The sequence below is a fragment of the Cerasibacillus sp. JNUCC 74 genome, assembly GCF_053667775.1.
Window position 1 is genome coordinate 1,456,653 of the sequence record NZ_CM132207.1, and the last position, 14,764, is coordinate 1,471,416.

Genomic DNA, 14,764 nt, shown 5'->3' on the forward strand with positions numbered 1-14,764 from the left:
GAAGGGGGGGATAATATGTCCTTTGCTTCGGAAATAAAAAAAGAATTAACAGCGATCGAGATAGATGAGTGCTGTAAATATGCTGAATTAGCTGCACTGGTCCGTATGAATGGAGCCGTTTCTTTATCCAAGCATAAGTACACATTAGATGTACAGACAGAAAATGCTGCTATTGCCAGACGCATTTATATGTTGATTAAAGCGGCCTATGATGTCCGTGTAGAACTGTTAGTGAGAAAGAAAATGAAGCTAAAAAAGAATAATGTTTATATTGTTCGTCTTAAAGAGGATGTTCGTTCCTTGTTGCTGGATTTACACATTTTACAAGAGCCTCTGAGTTTCACGCGAACTATTTCTAATGAGTTTCTAAAGAACACTTGCTGTAAAAGAGCTTATTTACGAGGTGCATTTTTGGCTGGGGGCTCCATTAATAATCCGGAAACATCTTCATACCATTTAGAAATTTTTAATTTTTATGAAGAACATAATGATGCGTTATGCGAACTGATTAATGATTTTGGTTTGCATGCACGTAAACTGGAACGAAAGAATGGTTATATCGTTTACATCAAAGAAGCAGAAAAAATTACAGAATTTCTCAGTATTGTCGGTGCATATAATGCACTGTTCAAGTTTGAAGACGTTCGTATTTTACGTGATATGAGAAACTCTGTAAACCGGATTGTTAATTGCGAAACAGCTAATTTAAATAAGACAATTGGTGCGGCATTTAGACAAATTGAGAACATTCAATTAATTGACCGAACCATTGGGCTTGATCAATTGCCAGAGAAACTAAGAGAAATTGCTGTCCTTCGGATCCAGCATCAGGATGTATCTTTAAAAGAGCTCGGTGAGTTATTAGAAAGCGGTAAAATATCTAAATCTGGTGTTAATCACCGATTAAAGAAAATCGATGAATACGCAGAAAGAATTAAAAAGGGAGAACTGTTTACCTAAGCTTTGCTTGTAAAAAAAACCATGATATAATACAGCTACATGATGAGCAATGAATTCGTTTGATTTAACACGTATAAAATATGAGTTTTGATAAAGGAGCCGTTGATGACGGTTCCCTTTAAATAGTAACGTATTTGCTAAACGAACTTTGCTTCATTTATAATATAATACGATAATTATGAGAACGCTTTCGCTTATGAGGAGGGATGAGAGAGTTGATTGAGAGACTGATTAAGGTAGAATTGCCGACAGGATTGCAGGCAAGGCCTGCTGCTGAATTTGTCCAAGAAGCAAACCAGTATGTTTCTCATGTATTTATTGAAAAAAATGGGAAAAAAGTGAATGCGAAGAGTATTATGGGACTGATGAGTATAGCTATAACTGCTGGTGAAGAAATCACAATCATTGCAGACGGGGCGGATGAAGAAAAAGCGATTACTCAATTAACGGATTTCGTTTCCGGAAAATAAATAAATGCCCTTTTCGATCATTTGAAAAGGGCATTTATTATTTTTATTCAGGTTTACGTTCTAACACTTTATCAATTAAACCGTATTCGACAGCTTTTTGGGCAGTCATAAAGTTATCACGATCTGTATCACGTTCAATGACTTCTAGCGGTTGTCCAGTCCGATCAGCAAGAATTTCATTGATTTTTTCTTTCATTTGCAAAATTCTGCGTGCATGAATTTCAATGTCCGTTGCTTGACCTTGTGTACCACCAAGTGGCTGATGAATCATTACCTCACTATTTGGCAATGCATAGCGTTTCCCTTTTGCTCCAGCAGTGAGCAAGAATGCTCCCATCGAAGCAGCCATACCTGTGCAGATCGTTGATACGTCTGACTTGATAAATTGCATCGTATCATAAATAGCCATTCCAGCTGTAATCGATCCACCTGGTGAATTAATATATAGGGAAATATCTTTTTCCGGATCTTCTGCTTCTAAGAATAATAGTTGTGCTACAATAGAGTTTGCTACATTATCGTCAATGGCACTACCAAGCATAATAATACGGTCTTTTAATAAACGTGAATAAATGTCATAGGCGCGTTCACCGCGATTTGTTTGTTCTATAACTGTTGGTATTAAATTCATAAAAATCCTCCTCATCTATTCAAATATCCATCAATTGGATATAATTATCATAACTAATAGGTCAAAAAAGGTCAAACAAAAACATTTGATAAGATGAAAATACACTTACATTCATTTCCATTTCCCATAAAAATAAACATAAAAATGAAAAAAGGGCTTGTCTAACGGGGAAATAAGGGTTATAATATTCTATGTGTCTTTATTAGAATATAATACTTGCGCCCGTAGCTCAGGGGATAGAGCAACGGTTTCCGGTACCGTGAGTCGGGGGTTCGAATCCCTCCGGGCGTGCTACTTTCAATTCTTTATGTGGCAAGGGATAGAGCGCGACTCTATCCCTTGCCTTTTTTCTTTGTTTTTGTTGATTTGGTCACGTATTGGTCACATCATTTTCAAAATCGGCATTCTTCAAGTTCAAGAACATTTCATCTAATGTTTGTACTGCTGATTCCTGCATATTCAGAAGCATATGGGAATATGTGTCTAGTGTCACTTCTATGCTTGAATGACCTAATCGTTCCTGAACAACTTTAGGATGTTCTTTTTGGCTAAATAACAAACTAGCATGAGTATGCCTTAAATCGTGGAATCGTATCTTCTTTAATTTTATACCATTCTTTATTAGTTTGTCTCGTCTTAATCTGAAAGCTCTTCCTAAATTTGTCGGCAAAATAAAAATACCTCGGTTGGTCGCAACTCCGAACCCCTAATCATCATAATCTTTTCCATACTTCATTTTTTGTTCAATTTGTTTAGCTTTATACTTTTTTAACTCAAACATTAATCTCTCACTCATTGTTATTGACCGATAACTAGAGCTGTTTTTCAAGTCCACACAATCCCAAAATTCTTGTAAATGAAGTGGTCTTAAGAACTAGCTGCCAAGGAAGAAAAACAGCTTAAAGAAGAACACAGCAACTTAGATAACAAAGGTAGTGGAAAATACGATATCAAAGACATGGACGAGTTCCAGGAAAAGCAGGTAATTAGAAATTGAAAACGCACTCAAAGGAATTGGGAGAAAAGCAAAGTTATGGTCAGGATTAATACAATATAAAACATAGGGGAGAAAAATCTATGAAAAAACATTAATATATTCTATTATAATTGCACTTTTTATCACTCTAATACCGGGTAATTTGATTTTTGCTCAGAATCTTAGTGAAAATATAGAAACTAAAATACATAATAATATCGTTTCATCTAATCAAGTTCAAACAATTGAATACAAAGAAAATGGTATGAATACAGTTGAATCTACACTAGATTCAGAGTGAAGTGATTTTTAATCCTGAAAATGGCAAGATGACAGCTAAAGCATTATTGGAGACTGAGCATGGGGAAAATATAGAAAAAAACTTTGATATTGTTTTAACAGAAATTGTTGGTGAAGATATTAGAGCAGTTTTTACTGATATTGAAACTGGAGAAGTGTACAATGTAAATACTACTGAAGTATCTGCTGCAGCTTTACCTCTTGTGCCAATACTTATTAGATTCGTAGTTAAATATGGATTGAAAAAAGCCGTAAAATCATTTGGAAAGAAGGCTATAAATAGATCAATAAAGAAAACTGAATCTGTTGCAAGAGTTGCTGCAAAAGCTTTAGGGTATATAGAAACTAATTTTAAATCACATGGAGCAAAAGTTTACAAAAGAGGTAAAAAAGCAAAAGGGCCTAAATATATAAGTAGAGATGTTGATAAACATTCAGGAGGAAGTTGGAAGGGCGCAAAGACCATAAAAGCTTTGGGAAAAAAGGAAACAAGATCAGGAACGTATGATGCACTTTTGAGAAGAATAGGTGACTAAATTTTATGGATAGACTTACAAGATTTAAAGTGGATTTTTGTAATTTGGATAATACTCCTTACCATCAGGTTTCTAGTAATTTTAGATTGAGAGTTCTTTCAGATACATTTTATAAGAAAAACGAACTTTTATTAAAAGAGCTTATCTTTTTAATTTTTAATAAAGAATCTAGAATTGATAGTACGTTTATTTCCGGTTATATAGTAAATGGTAAAAGAAGAAGAGAAAAAGTTGGATTAGGTAAAATATTCAAATTAAAAAACTGGAAAGAAATAATTGTAAAAGATGAAGTGTTTGGAGAAGAAGTGATTTTTGCAACTGTAAAAGGATTAGACCGATATAATATATATAAGTACTGTTTGAAAGTAACATCTGGATATATGAATAGTGCATATATTATTTTTTATAATGATAGTTTTATGTTATATCTAAGTAGTGATGTTCTCGATATTATTTCACATGATGATAAACTGATTAATGATCTAAAGTTCAGTTTACGCCCTATCTATTTGGATAGGGCGTAATTACTGTAATAAATTATTTAATAAACAATTTCGTATATTACATACTTTTAGGTATAATTCAACTAAAGGGGTTATATTGAAATTATTACCAATGGGGATGGGAGGAGATGTCAATCAAGGCGCTGTATGTAGGGGAATGTCATCGCTTCATTGACAAAACATTGGCGCAGCTAGAACAGATACATACACAAATCAAAAACATCCAGAAAAGCATAGAGAGGCCATTATTGCCTTAGAAAAAGCTTTTAAAGAAAAACGGCTAAATTCTATTCGAACCTTTTATAAAGAGGTACACCAGCCGTTTCTGTTGTTTCTAGAGGGTTTCATTGATAATTATTCGAATACGTTACGAGAGATAAAAAAGTCTATTGATGAACTGGAACCGGACAGGAATGGCGTTATTCGAGAGGACTTTCTTGCAGATGGTGTTCAAGGAGGACTTAAACGGGCAGAACATGTTGCAATGATGCTAACCGATAAAGCAAATGCCGTCCTTCAATCAGTTAGAGATATTATTCATATTCGGGATATAGATTTACGAAGAGTTCCTGGATAAAGTACAACATGCAAAGAAAATGACACATCAGACCATTGAAAAGCTATATTTATTTGATCGGTACAATACAGCTAAGCTAGAGCTTGTGGAAACAAGATTTCCATACAATGAAAAACTATGTAAGTCGGATTAGAGAACTAGGGAACAGTGGCCAAATAAATATTGCAACATATCAGGCGAGAAAGATAGCTGATCAAAAGATACATCAGCAGCTGATGCAAGATCTTATGAAAAAAGCCGGAAAGAATGCCATAGATTTAGAAGTAATCATGGGGGAGTTCGTCAAACGGTTATTTTCGAAGTTTATCCCACTAGCAGCGATTCTAATTAACTATTTACAGAAACATTTTGGACTAAAAACAATGGATTATAGCTATCGTGCTATACAGGCCGTACTAGCAGCAACGAGGGATAGTTTAACTGCAAGTGGGTTTTCAACCATTGAGCATCTTGTTGTTTCAAAAGTAAAGGTTTCGGATTACAAAGGAGTAAGGCAAGGAATTTATTATACCTTAGCTGATGGCGAATAGAAGTATAGGGTAAGTAACGCTAAGTTGCAGTGAATTTAAAGTTATTTTACTCAAATTAAACAAAAGATATTCGATATTAATTACTTTTATTGGAAATTATGATAATAATTATTTAAAGAACTTAATTATAAAGAGGTGGTAATTTATGTTATATAGAGCTTTTAAATTTGGTCTTTCGTTATCAATTCGGTTTTATGATGCTATTCTTTGCTAGAATTGTATCTGATTTTGATATTTCTCAGTATGATTATTCAGATATAAAGAGTTTCCCAGGTATTTTTGATATTAGCGCATATTATATCCCTATTTCTTTCTTAATTATTGGATTACCTTTTGTGATTATTATTCCATTTATTTGGCTTAGTAGATGGGCTAAAAAATAATAAAAGAATCGTGTGGTAAATCCACACGATTCTTTTATTATTTTAGTACTATTCTTGACTCTAGTCCTTTTTTCTTTTTTACTGTTACTGTTTTCTTTTTATTTGTTGCTTTTTTACGTCCATCAATACTTATCCATTCTCTCATAGTAACTTTATAGTGTTTGTATACATTTCTTACCTGGGATTGTCCTTTTTTACCCTTAGGTATTTTTCTAGAAGCTGTAGTTGTTATTTTTGTTTGTTTCCCTAGACTTCCCTTTATGCTGGTTTTCGGTATCCCACCACTTACACTAAATGACGATGTTGATGACTCAGTTTTTTTGAATGTTCCTAGTCCGTGGAAGGCACCTCCTTTATTTTTCCATTTACCATAAGTTGTTTTAGAATCCTTTGCATTGCCAGTTTGTAACCAATAAGTATAGGTCGGTTCGTTTCCAGATAGAAAATGTTGAATTGTATGTTCTTTTGGGCCGGATATTTCTTCTATACTTTCAACCAATTTTGGGTTAATATTTTTGCTTATTAAACCATCATCTTGTAATTCCTTTAATAGTTTCTCTTTTTCTTCGTTTTCAGTTTTATTGCTTGTTTCTGTTGATGCGAAGCTATTTGATGGTAGGATAAATCCCAATACAAGTGTTACAACTAAAATAATAAAAAAACTAGTAAGTTCCAATCAGAATCTGGAAGTGTAAAATATGAAATAAGTGACACCATTTCTGCCATTCGACCTAATCCAAAGGAGCCGAAAAAAAGCTGGTTAGAAAAAGCAGCAGATGGTGTGAAAGATACATTTGTAAAAGCAGGAGAATTTGGAGCAGCAGCTGTAAAAGAAACAGCGGACTTTCTCATTTTAGATGATGTTAAAACGGTAATGGATCCAAAGGCTTCTACAATGGATAAAGTAATTTCTGGAGCTTCTATTATTCCAGCGGGGAAAGTTTTAAAGGTGGTAAAATATGGAAAAGGTGCGTTTGAATTTTCGAATAAAGGTAAACATACAGCGAAAAGAGTTAATAAGCCGTATTCAAACCCCAAAAATAGACCAAAGTATGGAAAAGGACAAGTTGAAAAGGTTTGGGGAGATGCACAGGACATAGATGGAAAGGTGTATGATCCAAACACTGGTGAAGAATTGTTTTGGAATAAAAGTAAAACTAGAGCTGGTCAATGGGATATGGCGCATACACCTGAAAATAAATATAGTAAGTGGACATAAAAAATATATTGAAGGTGAATTAACAAAAGAAGAGTTTTTGAAGTGGTACAGGGATCCTAAAAATTATAGACCAGAAAGTCCTTCTGCAAATAGAAGTCATAAATACGAATAAAAAGATTAGGAGATGGTAGAATGCCAACTGAAAAGGCAGATCTTTTTACTTTAGCGAAGTTTGGAGACTTAAAATCATTTAAAGAAAAATTTGATATTGAGTTAATAAATAGAAAAAGCGATGATGGTTCAGGCTTATTACATTATGCTATATCAGGAAATAATTTTGATATTTCTTCCTTTCTTATTGAAAAAGGTATTGATATAAATATGAAAAATACTGATGGGCAGACTGCGTTACATCTTATATGTATGAATCAAGATTTAAAAGTTGCAGACAAGCTATTACAAAGAGGTATAGACGTGAACATAAAAGACAAATATGGAAATAACGCATTGTGGGTTGCCGTAAAGGAGAATTATAAAATGGTGGAGTTACTTATGAATTATAATTCAGATATTTTAAACAAAAATAAAGCTGGAAGGTCTCCTTTGGATTTTGCAAAGCAAGTAGGTAACGAAAGGTTAATAAATATACTTACAAGAAAATAATTTAAAATTAATTAGGTCTACTCATAGGCTTTTCCTGTGGGACGCAGTTACTTTTCCAAAAAGAAAAAAAGCTCTCTATAAAAACTAGAGAGCTAAGCTAAAAATTGCTTTATCCCTTGTAATATGCGCATTTTGAAATCCCTTATTTCCTTATAGAGCGCCCTTAGTTCGGGGGTTCGAATCCCTCCGGGCGTGCTACTTGTCGTTATAATGTGGCTTTATAGCCGCTATTCAACTGGAATGTTATCGAAAAAGACACACAATAGATAGAAGCGAAGAGCGCTACTTTAATTACACCCATGTAATTAAAGTAGCGTTTTTTATGTTCGGATGTGAATGCGTATTTCGAAAAAATTAGCTTTATACTAAATGTGGTGGTGGCTTTTACCCCGACGTTTATAAGCAACAAAAAAGTTTAGTGTCTCCTGTAAATTTTAAAAATGAAAAACGCCTACTTTCTAGCTAGGCGTTCTTCACTGTATTTATACAACTAATATGAGGAAGAAGTGTTTGTTTATGGCTTTAGAATTACTTTAATACAATCATCCTTTCGTTCATTAAATAAATCATACCCTTTGGCAACTGCTGCTAAAGGGAGGGAATGGGTAATGATAGATGTTGGATCAATTCGGTCTTGTACGATTTGATCATATAGTTTTTTCATGTATGCTCTTGCTGGTGCTTGCCCCATTTTTAAGGTCACATTTCGAGCAAAAAATGCTCCAAGAGGAAACATATTGTATAAACCGCCATACACTCCTGTAAGTTGAACGGTTCCTGCTTTTCGCACCGCTTTTGTAGCCATTTGGATGGCGCCAAGCGGTCCGCCTTGCAGTTTCAGCTTTTGCCCGATATATTCTAAAGGCGATTTTTTACCATCCATTCCAACACAATCAATCACAACATCAGCTCCGCCCTTCGTAATTTCTTTTAATGTCTCTCCCATATCGCTATCTTTCGTAAAATTGTAGATTTCACTACCGGTTATTTTTTTTGCATGATTTAAACGATAATCCAGGTAGTCTACTGCAATTACTCGCTCAGCACCTTTATTCCATGCAAATTGTTGTACCATAATTCCTACTGGCCCACAGCCTAGTACAATAACAGTATCTTTCGGTTTGACGTTAGCATGTTCCACACTCCAGTAAGCGGTCGGTAACACGTCAGATAAAAATAATAGCTTTTCATCCTCTAGCTCACAGTCTTCCGGAATTAGAAAGGGTGTATAGTTACCAAAAGGAACTCTTAAATATTCAGCTTGGCCTCCTGGATAATTACCGAACTTTTCTGAGTAGCCGAAGAGACCTCCTGCGTCGTAATGTGGGTTAGAATTATCGCACTGGCTTTCCAAATGCTGATTGCAATATTGACAGCTGCCACAAGCAACGGTAAAGGGGATAACAACACGATCTCCCTTTTTAACCTTTGTGACGTCTTTACCAACTTCTTCAACAATCCCCATTGGTTCATGACCAATGACATAATCAATTGGTAACGGTAAATGACCTTGATATAAATGAAGATCGGAGCCGCATATTGCTGTAGAAGAGATTTTTACAATAATATCTTCACTATCCTTAAGCTTCGGAAAATCAATCGACTTAACAACTATTTTTTGCTTTCCTTGGTACGTAACTGCTTTCATTTTTACCCTCCATACTAACTATTCATCCTGTTTAGTATGGAACGTATAATTAAAAAAATGTAGCCTTTATTGATATTAGAAATGTCAGATGGAATGAGGGTAGACTAATTCTCAGTAAAAACTGAAGTGGTACTAATTTTCCAAAAAAAGTAATCATGGGATAACCACATTAGCTATTTTTTATATTGTTTTGGGTAACCTAATATGGGTGATAATTTATGAAAGCAACGGAGATAGAGAGTAAACAATTTGATAAAGCACTAGATACCTTTATTGAACTATATAATAACTTGGAAGCAGATGTACCGGTTATTCAATTTAGCAATGATGTTCTGCAGCAGATTGAGCAAGCCAAACAAGTCTATGGGAATGATGTCATCGATGAAAAAATTAACATCGTTATCCGAGAATTATTGTCTTGGTTAGATCTAACTCATCAAAAAGATCAAAAACCTTAAAGAAAACTGATGATAAACTTTAGCGCAGTCGACTACCTGGTTATACTTATACTTTTGATATAAAGATTTTCGCTACATCGTGATGACTTCTGCGCAAAAATTTTATGTTCTTCTTATGTAAATGGATAGTAATAAGCTTATGTTTAAGTGACTTTTGATTTTTTCGTGCTAAAACTATTAATTGTATAAGAATAAGTGGAAACATGCAAAAATTCCCAGTAAAAAAACGCACCTATGTTCGTGTTCTTTGTGGTATAATGAGAACAAACGTTCCTAAAGGAGGCTGTATTCATGAGAGGGATTCTTCAGTGGTCGATGGTAAGTAAGCAAAAACTTGTACTATTTTATATGGATAATAATGGTCAAGTTACACAACGGCTAATACGAGTGATTGATATAGGTGAAAAATCAATATTAGCGTATTGTTTCTATCGAAAACAAGTTCGACGATTTAATTATAGCAATATTCTCTCCTGTGGACGAGTTAAGAGAAAGGAAAGTGCGTAAAGTGCGAGTAAATGATCGTGGCTCTATCAAGTGGACAGCGATGATGCTTCCAGAGCATGCAGAGCTATTAACGAAAATGTGGGAAAAATTAGAGCAAAAAAATATGCCTTTGCTGGATGAACAAAAGTTGGTAGAGATGGATGCTCAACTACAATTAGCTATTTGCAACAATCTTACCGTTGAAGTTAAACATTATAATGGACGTGACTATTTAACAAGTAAAGGAAAACTGAAATATATTACAAAAGACATGCTATATTTGGATACAGATATAAAAATTAAACGCCAGCATGTTTTAGATGTATGGATTGATTAAAATCGGTATTTGATTGTAAAACAGTTTAGAGATTATATGTTCATGTAGTCAGTTCAAAGATAGGTACAGTGGAGAGATGTAAACGGAAAAATGAAAAGCTGTAAAAGTATACAGATGAATTGTTTTATATTTGTTTATAAACATTCCGCAGGGGAAGAGGAGTCCCCTACGGAATGAAGCTTCCTTTATTCCGGCAGATTGTCTACTTTACCAGTGTCCTTATAAAACGTATCAAAGTTATTGTATTTTACGAGGCTTACCATTCCATTTGAGGCATGGTGCAGATCATGACAATGAAATAGCCAGTTTCCAGGATTATCCGCAAGAAATGCTACCTCATAAGTTTCTCCGGGTTTTACATTTAATGTATCTTTCATAATAGGAGAATTAGTAAGCTCTTTACCGTTTTTTCTTAATACTTGAAAAAAGTGTCCATGAAGATGCATCGGATGTATGGATTCATCGATGCTGTTATTGGATAGCGTTACTTTCACTTTGTCTCCTTTTGAAACTTTTAATGGAGGCACATCCGGGAATACCTCGTCATTAATTGTCCAAACCATGCCCATCTCCGTGTCCTTTTTCATTTTAGCAGCTAGATCCATTTCATATTCCACATCGAAATCATCCTTCAATGAGAACATAGTTTCAGTTTGTTCTCCAATCTTAGTAATATCGATTTGATCAGATGTACCAGAATGTTCTATTTTTTTACCATCTTCGTCCTTATCTTCATAGGATATATTTATTTTCATAGCTTCAGATGCTTCCGTTTCGTCGTGGGAGTCAATTGTAAAGTCAGCATTGCCATCCGCAATAAATTTAATGTCCACACGTTCACCAGGAGCGACTTCAAAAATAGAATTATGCATAGTTTGGGGGTTATTTACTTTTTGACCGTCGAGATGAGTAATCTTATAGTTCACTGGAACATGAATTTGATGTGTCATATAACCAGCATTAACAAATCGTAACTTTACTGTTTCTCCCTTTTTAACTAACAGTGGTTTATTGTCTTCATATGTTTTGCCATTAATCGTAAATATATCGTAAGATGACATGTCATGTTCTATCATACTGCCATGATTTTTCGCACTGTTCATAGTTTGTGCTACTTCTTCATCTTCACCATGCTTTTCTGATTCCCATTCATCTAGAACCAACGTATAATCTCGATCGATGTTCTCTGATTTTTTTGGTTCAACAATGATTGTTCCATAAAGGCCTTTATCCAGTTGCTCTACTCCATTTTGATGGGAGTGATACCAATAAGTACCTGGATCAGTAGCCACAAATTCATAGGTATATGTCTTTCCAGGAAGTACAGCGTCCTGGGTTATACCTGGAATCCCATCTTCTGTATTTGGAACCGGAATACCGTGCCAATGTATCGAGACTGGTTCTTCTAAATCATTTGTCAAATTAACTTTGACAACTTCGCCCTCATTAACTCGTATTTCTTCACCTGGTATGGTTCCATTGTAGGTCCAAGCATTTATAGTGATTTCAGAATTTAATGACCATTCTGTTTCTTTAGCGGTTAGATCAATTTCATTTACTTTCCTCCCTGTCTTATCTTCTGTTTTAACTTTTGCAACATCCGGTGGCGTACTGTTATCAACTTGTAGATCGGTATCGTTTGAATTTAGTGATTGCTGGGAACAAGCCGATAAGAAGCTAATTAATAAGATCGTTATAAAAAAGATATTTTTTTTCATATTTTCTCCCTCCCGAAACAATATTCTACAAGGAAAATGTGGAGAAAATATGGATTTTATGAACAATTATATTTTGCTTTTAGTGATTATTTGAATTTAAAGAATGAGTAGATTTAAACCAAACCAGTTAATCATGTTTGTGGAAATGAGTTTGCTATGGATAAGAGAAAAGTTTTAAATTTAAGGATTATAAATAAGAAGGGTTATATACATCTAAAAATTTTTTGGGTTTAATTTTCTCCATCATGTAAAGAACCGTAAGATCCATGCTTCAAAAGTTATAGAATACGAAGAAGTCTAAGCGGCATCTAAATGCCTGATTCGTTCGGGTCAACAGGACAAGGAAAAACTTCGGTAGCAATACATCGCACGCAGAAAAAGTGTACTCCTTTTTCAAGGACAGAGTTGCTACGACAGCGATACTTCGCGATTTTTCAAGGACAGAGAAGCTACGGCAGCAATACACCGCACGAAGAAAAAAGTGGATTTCTTTTTCAAGGATGTTGCGATTTTAGTCTTTGTTCCACTTCTTAACAGTAGGGGATGAAGCAAAGATCCTGCTGAATGGAGTTTTACCTTATTTAATTATTGCGGTTCATGGAAGGGAAAATGGCGTTTTAATTGATCGTCCGAGAAGGCACAATCTCGGACGGTAATCTCTAATTATATTAAAACAACCATGAAAGCTTTTATGGTTTTGCTTGGGGTTCGTAAATATCCCATGCTGTTTTCAATGCATTAACAATGTATTCTGCGGCATCTTCTACCATAAACGCATCGGTATTTACAGCGGAATGATGTTCTTGATAGATAGCTTTTCTTTCATTGAACAGCTGTTTTATCTCTTCTAAGCTTTTCCCTTGCAGAACCGGTCTGCTATCGATTAATAAGCTAATTCGATCTTTCCACGACTCCCATGATAAATCTAAATAAAAAACGATACATTCTTTCAAGCAAATGTCTCTTATTTCTTTTTGTAGAAAAGCACCGCCACCCAAGGAAATAATTTTAAGTTTTTGCTTGCATAAGTCATATATAATTTCCTTTTCCTTTTTTCTGAATTTATCTTCTCCATAGGTTACAAAAATATCTACGGTGGACATGCCGAAAGCTTCTTCAATGACTTGATCTACATCTATAAAATCACGATATAGCTTAGCAGCTACTGCTTTTCCGATAGAAGTCTTACCGACTCCCATAAAGCCAATTAATACAATACTTTTTTGTCTTAAGGGTGTTTCTTTCGTGCACATAGGTAACCTCTTTCTATTTAACTGCATTTTTTACTCATTATAAGTGATATTCTTACTACTTGCACGTTAAATATTAAGCTTTCGTTCTACTATAGGAAGTATAAAACTTTAGGGCTTTATCCCGCATGTAAGGTGCCGTAAGATTCCCACTTCAAGAGCCTTTAGTTGATACAAAGGGTCAAAGTGGGAGAAAACGGCACCTAAATGCCCGATTCGTTCAAACTAACATTCCGTGTAAAAAGCATTCCACGGAATGAAGTTTCACTTTATTGTATAAGAAAAACTACAGCTTTCGCTAAAAACTTGGCGACAAGCTAAGTTTTTCTAAAATTCTATGTTGGCAACATTTCTTATAGCATTTATAATAAGTAGTTAATATGAAAAGGTGGAGATAAATTTGAACGTTGTTACAGTAAAAGGTGTACCTATTGGTAAAGGTATTCCTAAAGTAATCATTCCATTAATGGGGACAACGCTAGAGGAATTAAAATTGGAAATAGCTACCGTAATACAGGAACAACCCGATATCATTGAGTGGCGGGTTGATGCACTTAACGAAGGCAATAATATCCATGTGGTGCTTCACGTGCTTTCAGAAATAAAACCATTACTTGAAGAAGTCCCATTGCTTTTTACATTTCGCTCGTTTAAAGAGGGAGGCGAAAAAAAAACAACGTTGGAATTTTACGATAAACTATTACAGAAGGTTATCGAATCCAACAATATTGATCTCATTGACATTGAACTATTTACAGGAGACAATGTACACACATTGGTTCAAAAAGCAAAACAACAGCATATTTCTGTACTTTTATCTAACCATGATTTTAAAACAACTCCTTCTACAGATGAGATGCTATCTCGTTTATTAGCAATGCAAAATGCTGGGGCAGATATTACAAAACTTGCAGTGATGCCCAATAACATGGACGATGTATTGCGGTTATTAAAGGTCGCAGAAATGATGAAAACATTACATGCTACGCAACCATTTATAACCATTGCCATGGGTCCATTAGGTGTATTAAGCAGAATTGCTGGCGAATTTGTAGGATCTGCTGCCTCGTTTGGTTCTGGAAAACAAGCTTCAGCTCCAGGACAGATTACGGCAGCGGAACTTAAATACATACTTAAAAAAATTCATATGTATTTACAAGCGTAATATATTTACATATC

General features: G+C 34.7%; 20 protein-coding genes and 1 tRNA gene. 15 read left to right on the forward strand and 6 right to left on the reverse strand.

What is annotated here, in order from left to right; translation table 11 throughout:
* Nucleotides 1–15 precede the first annotated feature (15 nt).
* Together whiA and JNUCC74_RS06330 are read left to right on the forward strand one after the other, a co-directional pair.
* A complete protein-coding gene (gene whiA, locus JNUCC74_RS06325; RefSeq protein WP_454067351.1) occupies nt 16–960 on the forward strand; it encodes a DNA-binding protein WhiA in 945 nt (314 codons plus the stop codon).
* Nucleotides 961–1,166: 206 nt separating this feature from the next.
* Nucleotides 1,167–1,430 (forward strand): HPr family phosphocarrier protein, encoded by a 264-nt coding sequence (locus JNUCC74_RS06330; RefSeq protein ID WP_425445281.1) that lies wholly within the window; start codon nt 1,167–1,169, stop codon nt 1,428–1,430.
* A gap of 43 nt (nt 1,431–1,473) precedes the next feature.
* Here the strand turns inward: JNUCC74_RS06330 and clpP are convergent, their stop codons facing one another.
* Nucleotides 1,474–2,061 carry an ATP-dependent Clp endopeptidase proteolytic subunit ClpP gene (gene clpP / locus JNUCC74_RS06335; RefSeq protein ID WP_077320039.1) on the reverse strand — a complete coding sequence of 196 codons (588 nt, stop codon included), beginning with the start codon at nt 2,059–2,061 and terminating at the stop codon, nt 1,474–1,476.
* 218 nt (nt 2,062–2,279) lie between these two features.
* Here clpP and JNUCC74_RS06340 point away from each other — a divergent pair.
* Nucleotides 2,280–2,352, forward strand: a tRNA-Arg gene (locus JNUCC74_RS06340).
* Between the two features lie 79 nt (nt 2,353–2,431).
* Here the strand turns inward: JNUCC74_RS06340 and JNUCC74_RS06345 are convergent.
* Entirely contained in the window at nt 2,432–2,731 is a 300-nt protein-coding gene (locus tag JNUCC74_RS06345; RefSeq protein ID WP_245799790.1) for a tyrosine-type recombinase/integrase, read from the reverse strand.
* Between the two features lie 635 nt (nt 2,732–3,366).
* Here JNUCC74_RS06345 and JNUCC74_RS06350 point away from each other — a divergent pair.
* The 5 genes from JNUCC74_RS06350 to JNUCC74_RS06370 all read left to right on the forward strand — a co-directional run bounded on the left by JNUCC74_RS06350 (nt 3,367) and on the right by JNUCC74_RS06370 (nt 5,866).
* On the forward strand, nt 3,367–3,873 hold the full coding sequence (locus JNUCC74_RS06350; RefSeq protein WP_454067352.1) for an SAR2788 family putative toxin: 507 nt from the start codon (nt 3,367–3,369) through the stop codon (nt 3,871–3,873).
* Nucleotides 3,874–3,878: 5 nt separating this feature from the next.
* Entirely contained in the window at nt 3,879–4,397 is a 519-nt protein-coding gene (locus JNUCC74_RS06355) for a hypothetical protein (RefSeq protein WP_454067353.1), read from the forward strand.
* A 160-nt stretch (nt 4,398–4,557) separates the two neighbouring features.
* Complete coding sequence (locus JNUCC74_RS06360) at nt 4,558–4,953, forward strand: T7SS effector LXG polymorphic toxin (RefSeq protein ID WP_454067848.1); 396 nt, start codon at nt 4,558–4,560, stop codon at nt 4,951–4,953.
* A 107-nt stretch (nt 4,954–5,060) separates the two neighbouring features.
* On the forward strand, nt 5,061–5,483 hold the full coding sequence (locus JNUCC74_RS06365) for a hypothetical protein (RefSeq protein WP_454067354.1): 423 nt from the start codon (nt 5,061–5,063) through the stop codon (nt 5,481–5,483).
* A gap of 167 nt (nt 5,484–5,650) precedes the next feature.
* A complete protein-coding gene (locus JNUCC74_RS06370) occupies nt 5,651–5,866 on the forward strand; it encodes a hypothetical protein (RefSeq protein WP_454067355.1) in 216 nt (71 codons plus the stop codon).
* A 37-nt stretch (nt 5,867–5,903) separates the two neighbouring features.
* On the opposite strand, the gene JNUCC74_RS06375 is transcribed toward JNUCC74_RS06370, so the two are convergent.
* Nucleotides 5,904–6,542, reverse strand: coding sequence for a hypothetical protein (locus JNUCC74_RS06375; protein ID WP_454067356.1), 639 nt, complete (start codon nt 6,540–6,542; stop codon nt 5,904–5,906).
* 105 nt (nt 6,543–6,647) lie between these two features.
* Here JNUCC74_RS06375 and JNUCC74_RS06380 point away from each other — a divergent pair, with 105 nt between their 5' ends.
* Genes JNUCC74_RS06380 through JNUCC74_RS06390 form a run of 3 tightly spaced genes read left to right on the forward strand, consistent with a single transcriptional unit; the run spans nt 6,648 to nt 7,688 of the window.
* On the forward strand, nt 6,648–7,085 hold the full coding sequence (locus JNUCC74_RS06380; protein ID WP_454067357.1) for a GH-E family nuclease: 438 nt from the start codon (nt 6,648–6,650) through the stop codon (nt 7,083–7,085).
* Nucleotides 6,979–7,197 (forward strand): GH-E family nuclease, encoded by a 219-nt coding sequence (locus JNUCC74_RS06385; protein ID WP_454067358.1) that lies wholly within the window; start codon nt 6,979–6,981, stop codon nt 7,195–7,197. Before JNUCC74_RS06380 ends, JNUCC74_RS06385 begins: the two co-directional genes overlap by 107 nt.
* A 20-nt stretch (nt 7,198–7,217) precedes the next feature.
* Nucleotides 7,218–7,688 (forward strand): ankyrin repeat domain-containing protein, encoded by a 471-nt coding sequence (locus tag JNUCC74_RS06390; protein ID WP_454067359.1) that lies wholly within the window; start codon nt 7,218–7,220, stop codon nt 7,686–7,688.
* Nucleotides 7,689–8,202: 514 nt separating this feature from the next.
* Here JNUCC74_RS06390 and JNUCC74_RS06395 read toward each other — a convergent pair.
* Nucleotides 8,203–9,336: a zinc-dependent alcohol dehydrogenase gene (locus tag JNUCC74_RS06395; RefSeq protein WP_454067360.1), complete on the reverse strand. Its 1,134-nt coding sequence runs from the start codon at nt 9,334–9,336 to the stop codon at nt 8,203–8,205.
* Nucleotides 9,337–9,554: 218 nt separating this feature from the next.
* Here JNUCC74_RS06395 and JNUCC74_RS06400 point away from each other — a divergent pair, with 218 nt between their 5' ends.
* The 3 genes from JNUCC74_RS06400 (at nt 9,555) to JNUCC74_RS06410 (ending at nt 10,617) form a co-directional block, all read left to right on the forward strand.
* Entirely contained in the window at nt 9,555–9,794 is a 240-nt protein-coding gene (locus JNUCC74_RS06400) for an atypical membrane-integrating protein (Mistic protein) (protein WP_454067361.1), read from the forward strand.
* Nucleotides 9,795–10,085: 291 nt separating this feature from the next.
* Entirely contained in the window at nt 10,086–10,301 is a 216-nt protein-coding gene (locus JNUCC74_RS06405; RefSeq protein WP_077320048.1) for a hypothetical protein, read from the forward strand.
* The gene (locus JNUCC74_RS06410; protein WP_143695835.1) at nt 10,294–10,617 is read left to right on the forward strand and encodes a YolD-like family protein; all 324 of its coding nucleotides are present in this window, start codon (nt 10,294–10,296) and stop codon (nt 10,615–10,617) included. The genes JNUCC74_RS06405 and JNUCC74_RS06410 overlap by 8 nt, the downstream gene beginning before the upstream one ends.
* Before the next feature lie 185 nt (nt 10,618–10,802).
* Here JNUCC74_RS06410 and JNUCC74_RS06415 read toward each other — a convergent pair whose 3' ends face one another.
* Nucleotides 10,803–12,335 (reverse strand): multicopper oxidase family protein, encoded by a 1,533-nt coding sequence (locus JNUCC74_RS06415; RefSeq protein ID WP_454067362.1) that lies wholly within the window; start codon nt 12,333–12,335, stop codon nt 10,803–10,805.
* 689 nt (nt 12,336–13,024) lie between these two features.
* Entirely contained in the window at nt 13,025–13,588 is a 564-nt protein-coding gene (locus tag JNUCC74_RS06420; RefSeq protein WP_454067363.1) for a shikimate kinase, read from the reverse strand.
* 397 nt (nt 13,589–13,985) lie between these two features.
* Between JNUCC74_RS06420 and aroD the strand changes: the two genes are divergently transcribed.
* Nucleotides 13,986–14,750 (forward strand): type I 3-dehydroquinate dehydratase, encoded by a 765-nt coding sequence (gene aroD / locus JNUCC74_RS06425; protein WP_454067364.1) that lies wholly within the window; start codon nt 13,986–13,988, stop codon nt 14,748–14,750.
* The last annotated feature ends 14 nt before the right edge of the window (nt 14,751–14,764 follow it).

Bases quoted from the DNA above. Each gene is read 5' to 3' on its own strand.
- whiA (WP_454067351.1), top strand. From the start codon at position 16: ATGTCCTTTGCTTCGGAAATAAAAAAAGAATTAACAGCGATCGAGATA.
- JNUCC74_RS06330 (WP_425445281.1), top strand. From the start codon at position 1,167: ATGAGAGAGTTGATTGAGAGACTGATTAAGGTAGAATTGCCGACAGGA.
- clpP (WP_077320039.1), bottom strand. From the start codon at position 2,061: ATGAATTTAATACCAACAGTTATAGAACAAACAAATCGCGGTGAACGC.
- JNUCC74_RS06350 (WP_454067352.1), top strand. From the start codon at position 3,367: ATGACAGCTAAAGCATTATTGGAGACTGAGCATGGGGAAAATATAGAA.
- JNUCC74_RS06355 (WP_454067353.1), top strand. From the start codon at position 3,879: ATGGATAGACTTACAAGATTTAAAGTGGATTTTTGTAATTTGGATAAT.
- JNUCC74_RS06365 (WP_454067354.1), top strand. From the start codon at position 5,061: ATGAAAAACTATGTAAGTCGGATTAGAGAACTAGGGAACAGTGGCCAA.
- JNUCC74_RS06385 (WP_454067358.1), top strand. From the start codon at position 6,979: ATGATCCAAACACTGGTGAAGAATTGTTTTGGAATAAAAGTAAAACTA.
- JNUCC74_RS06390 (WP_454067359.1), top strand. From the start codon at position 7,218: ATGCCAACTGAAAAGGCAGATCTTTTTACTTTAGCGAAGTTTGGAGAC.
- JNUCC74_RS06395 (WP_454067360.1), bottom strand. From the start codon at position 9,336: ATGAAAGCAGTTACGTACCAAGGAAAGCAAAAAATAGTTGTTAAGTCG.
- JNUCC74_RS06400 (WP_454067361.1), top strand. From the start codon at position 9,555: ATGAAAGCAACGGAGATAGAGAGTAAACAATTTGATAAAGCACTAGAT.
- JNUCC74_RS06405 (WP_077320048.1), top strand. From the start codon at position 10,086: ATGAGAGGGATTCTTCAGTGGTCGATGGTAAGTAAGCAAAAACTTGTA.
- JNUCC74_RS06415 (WP_454067362.1), bottom strand. From the start codon at position 12,335: ATGAAAAAAAATATCTTTTTTATAACGATCTTATTAATTAGCTTCTTA.
- JNUCC74_RS06420 (WP_454067363.1), bottom strand. From the start codon at position 13,588: ATGTGCACGAAAGAAACACCCTTAAGACAAAAAAGTATTGTATTAATT.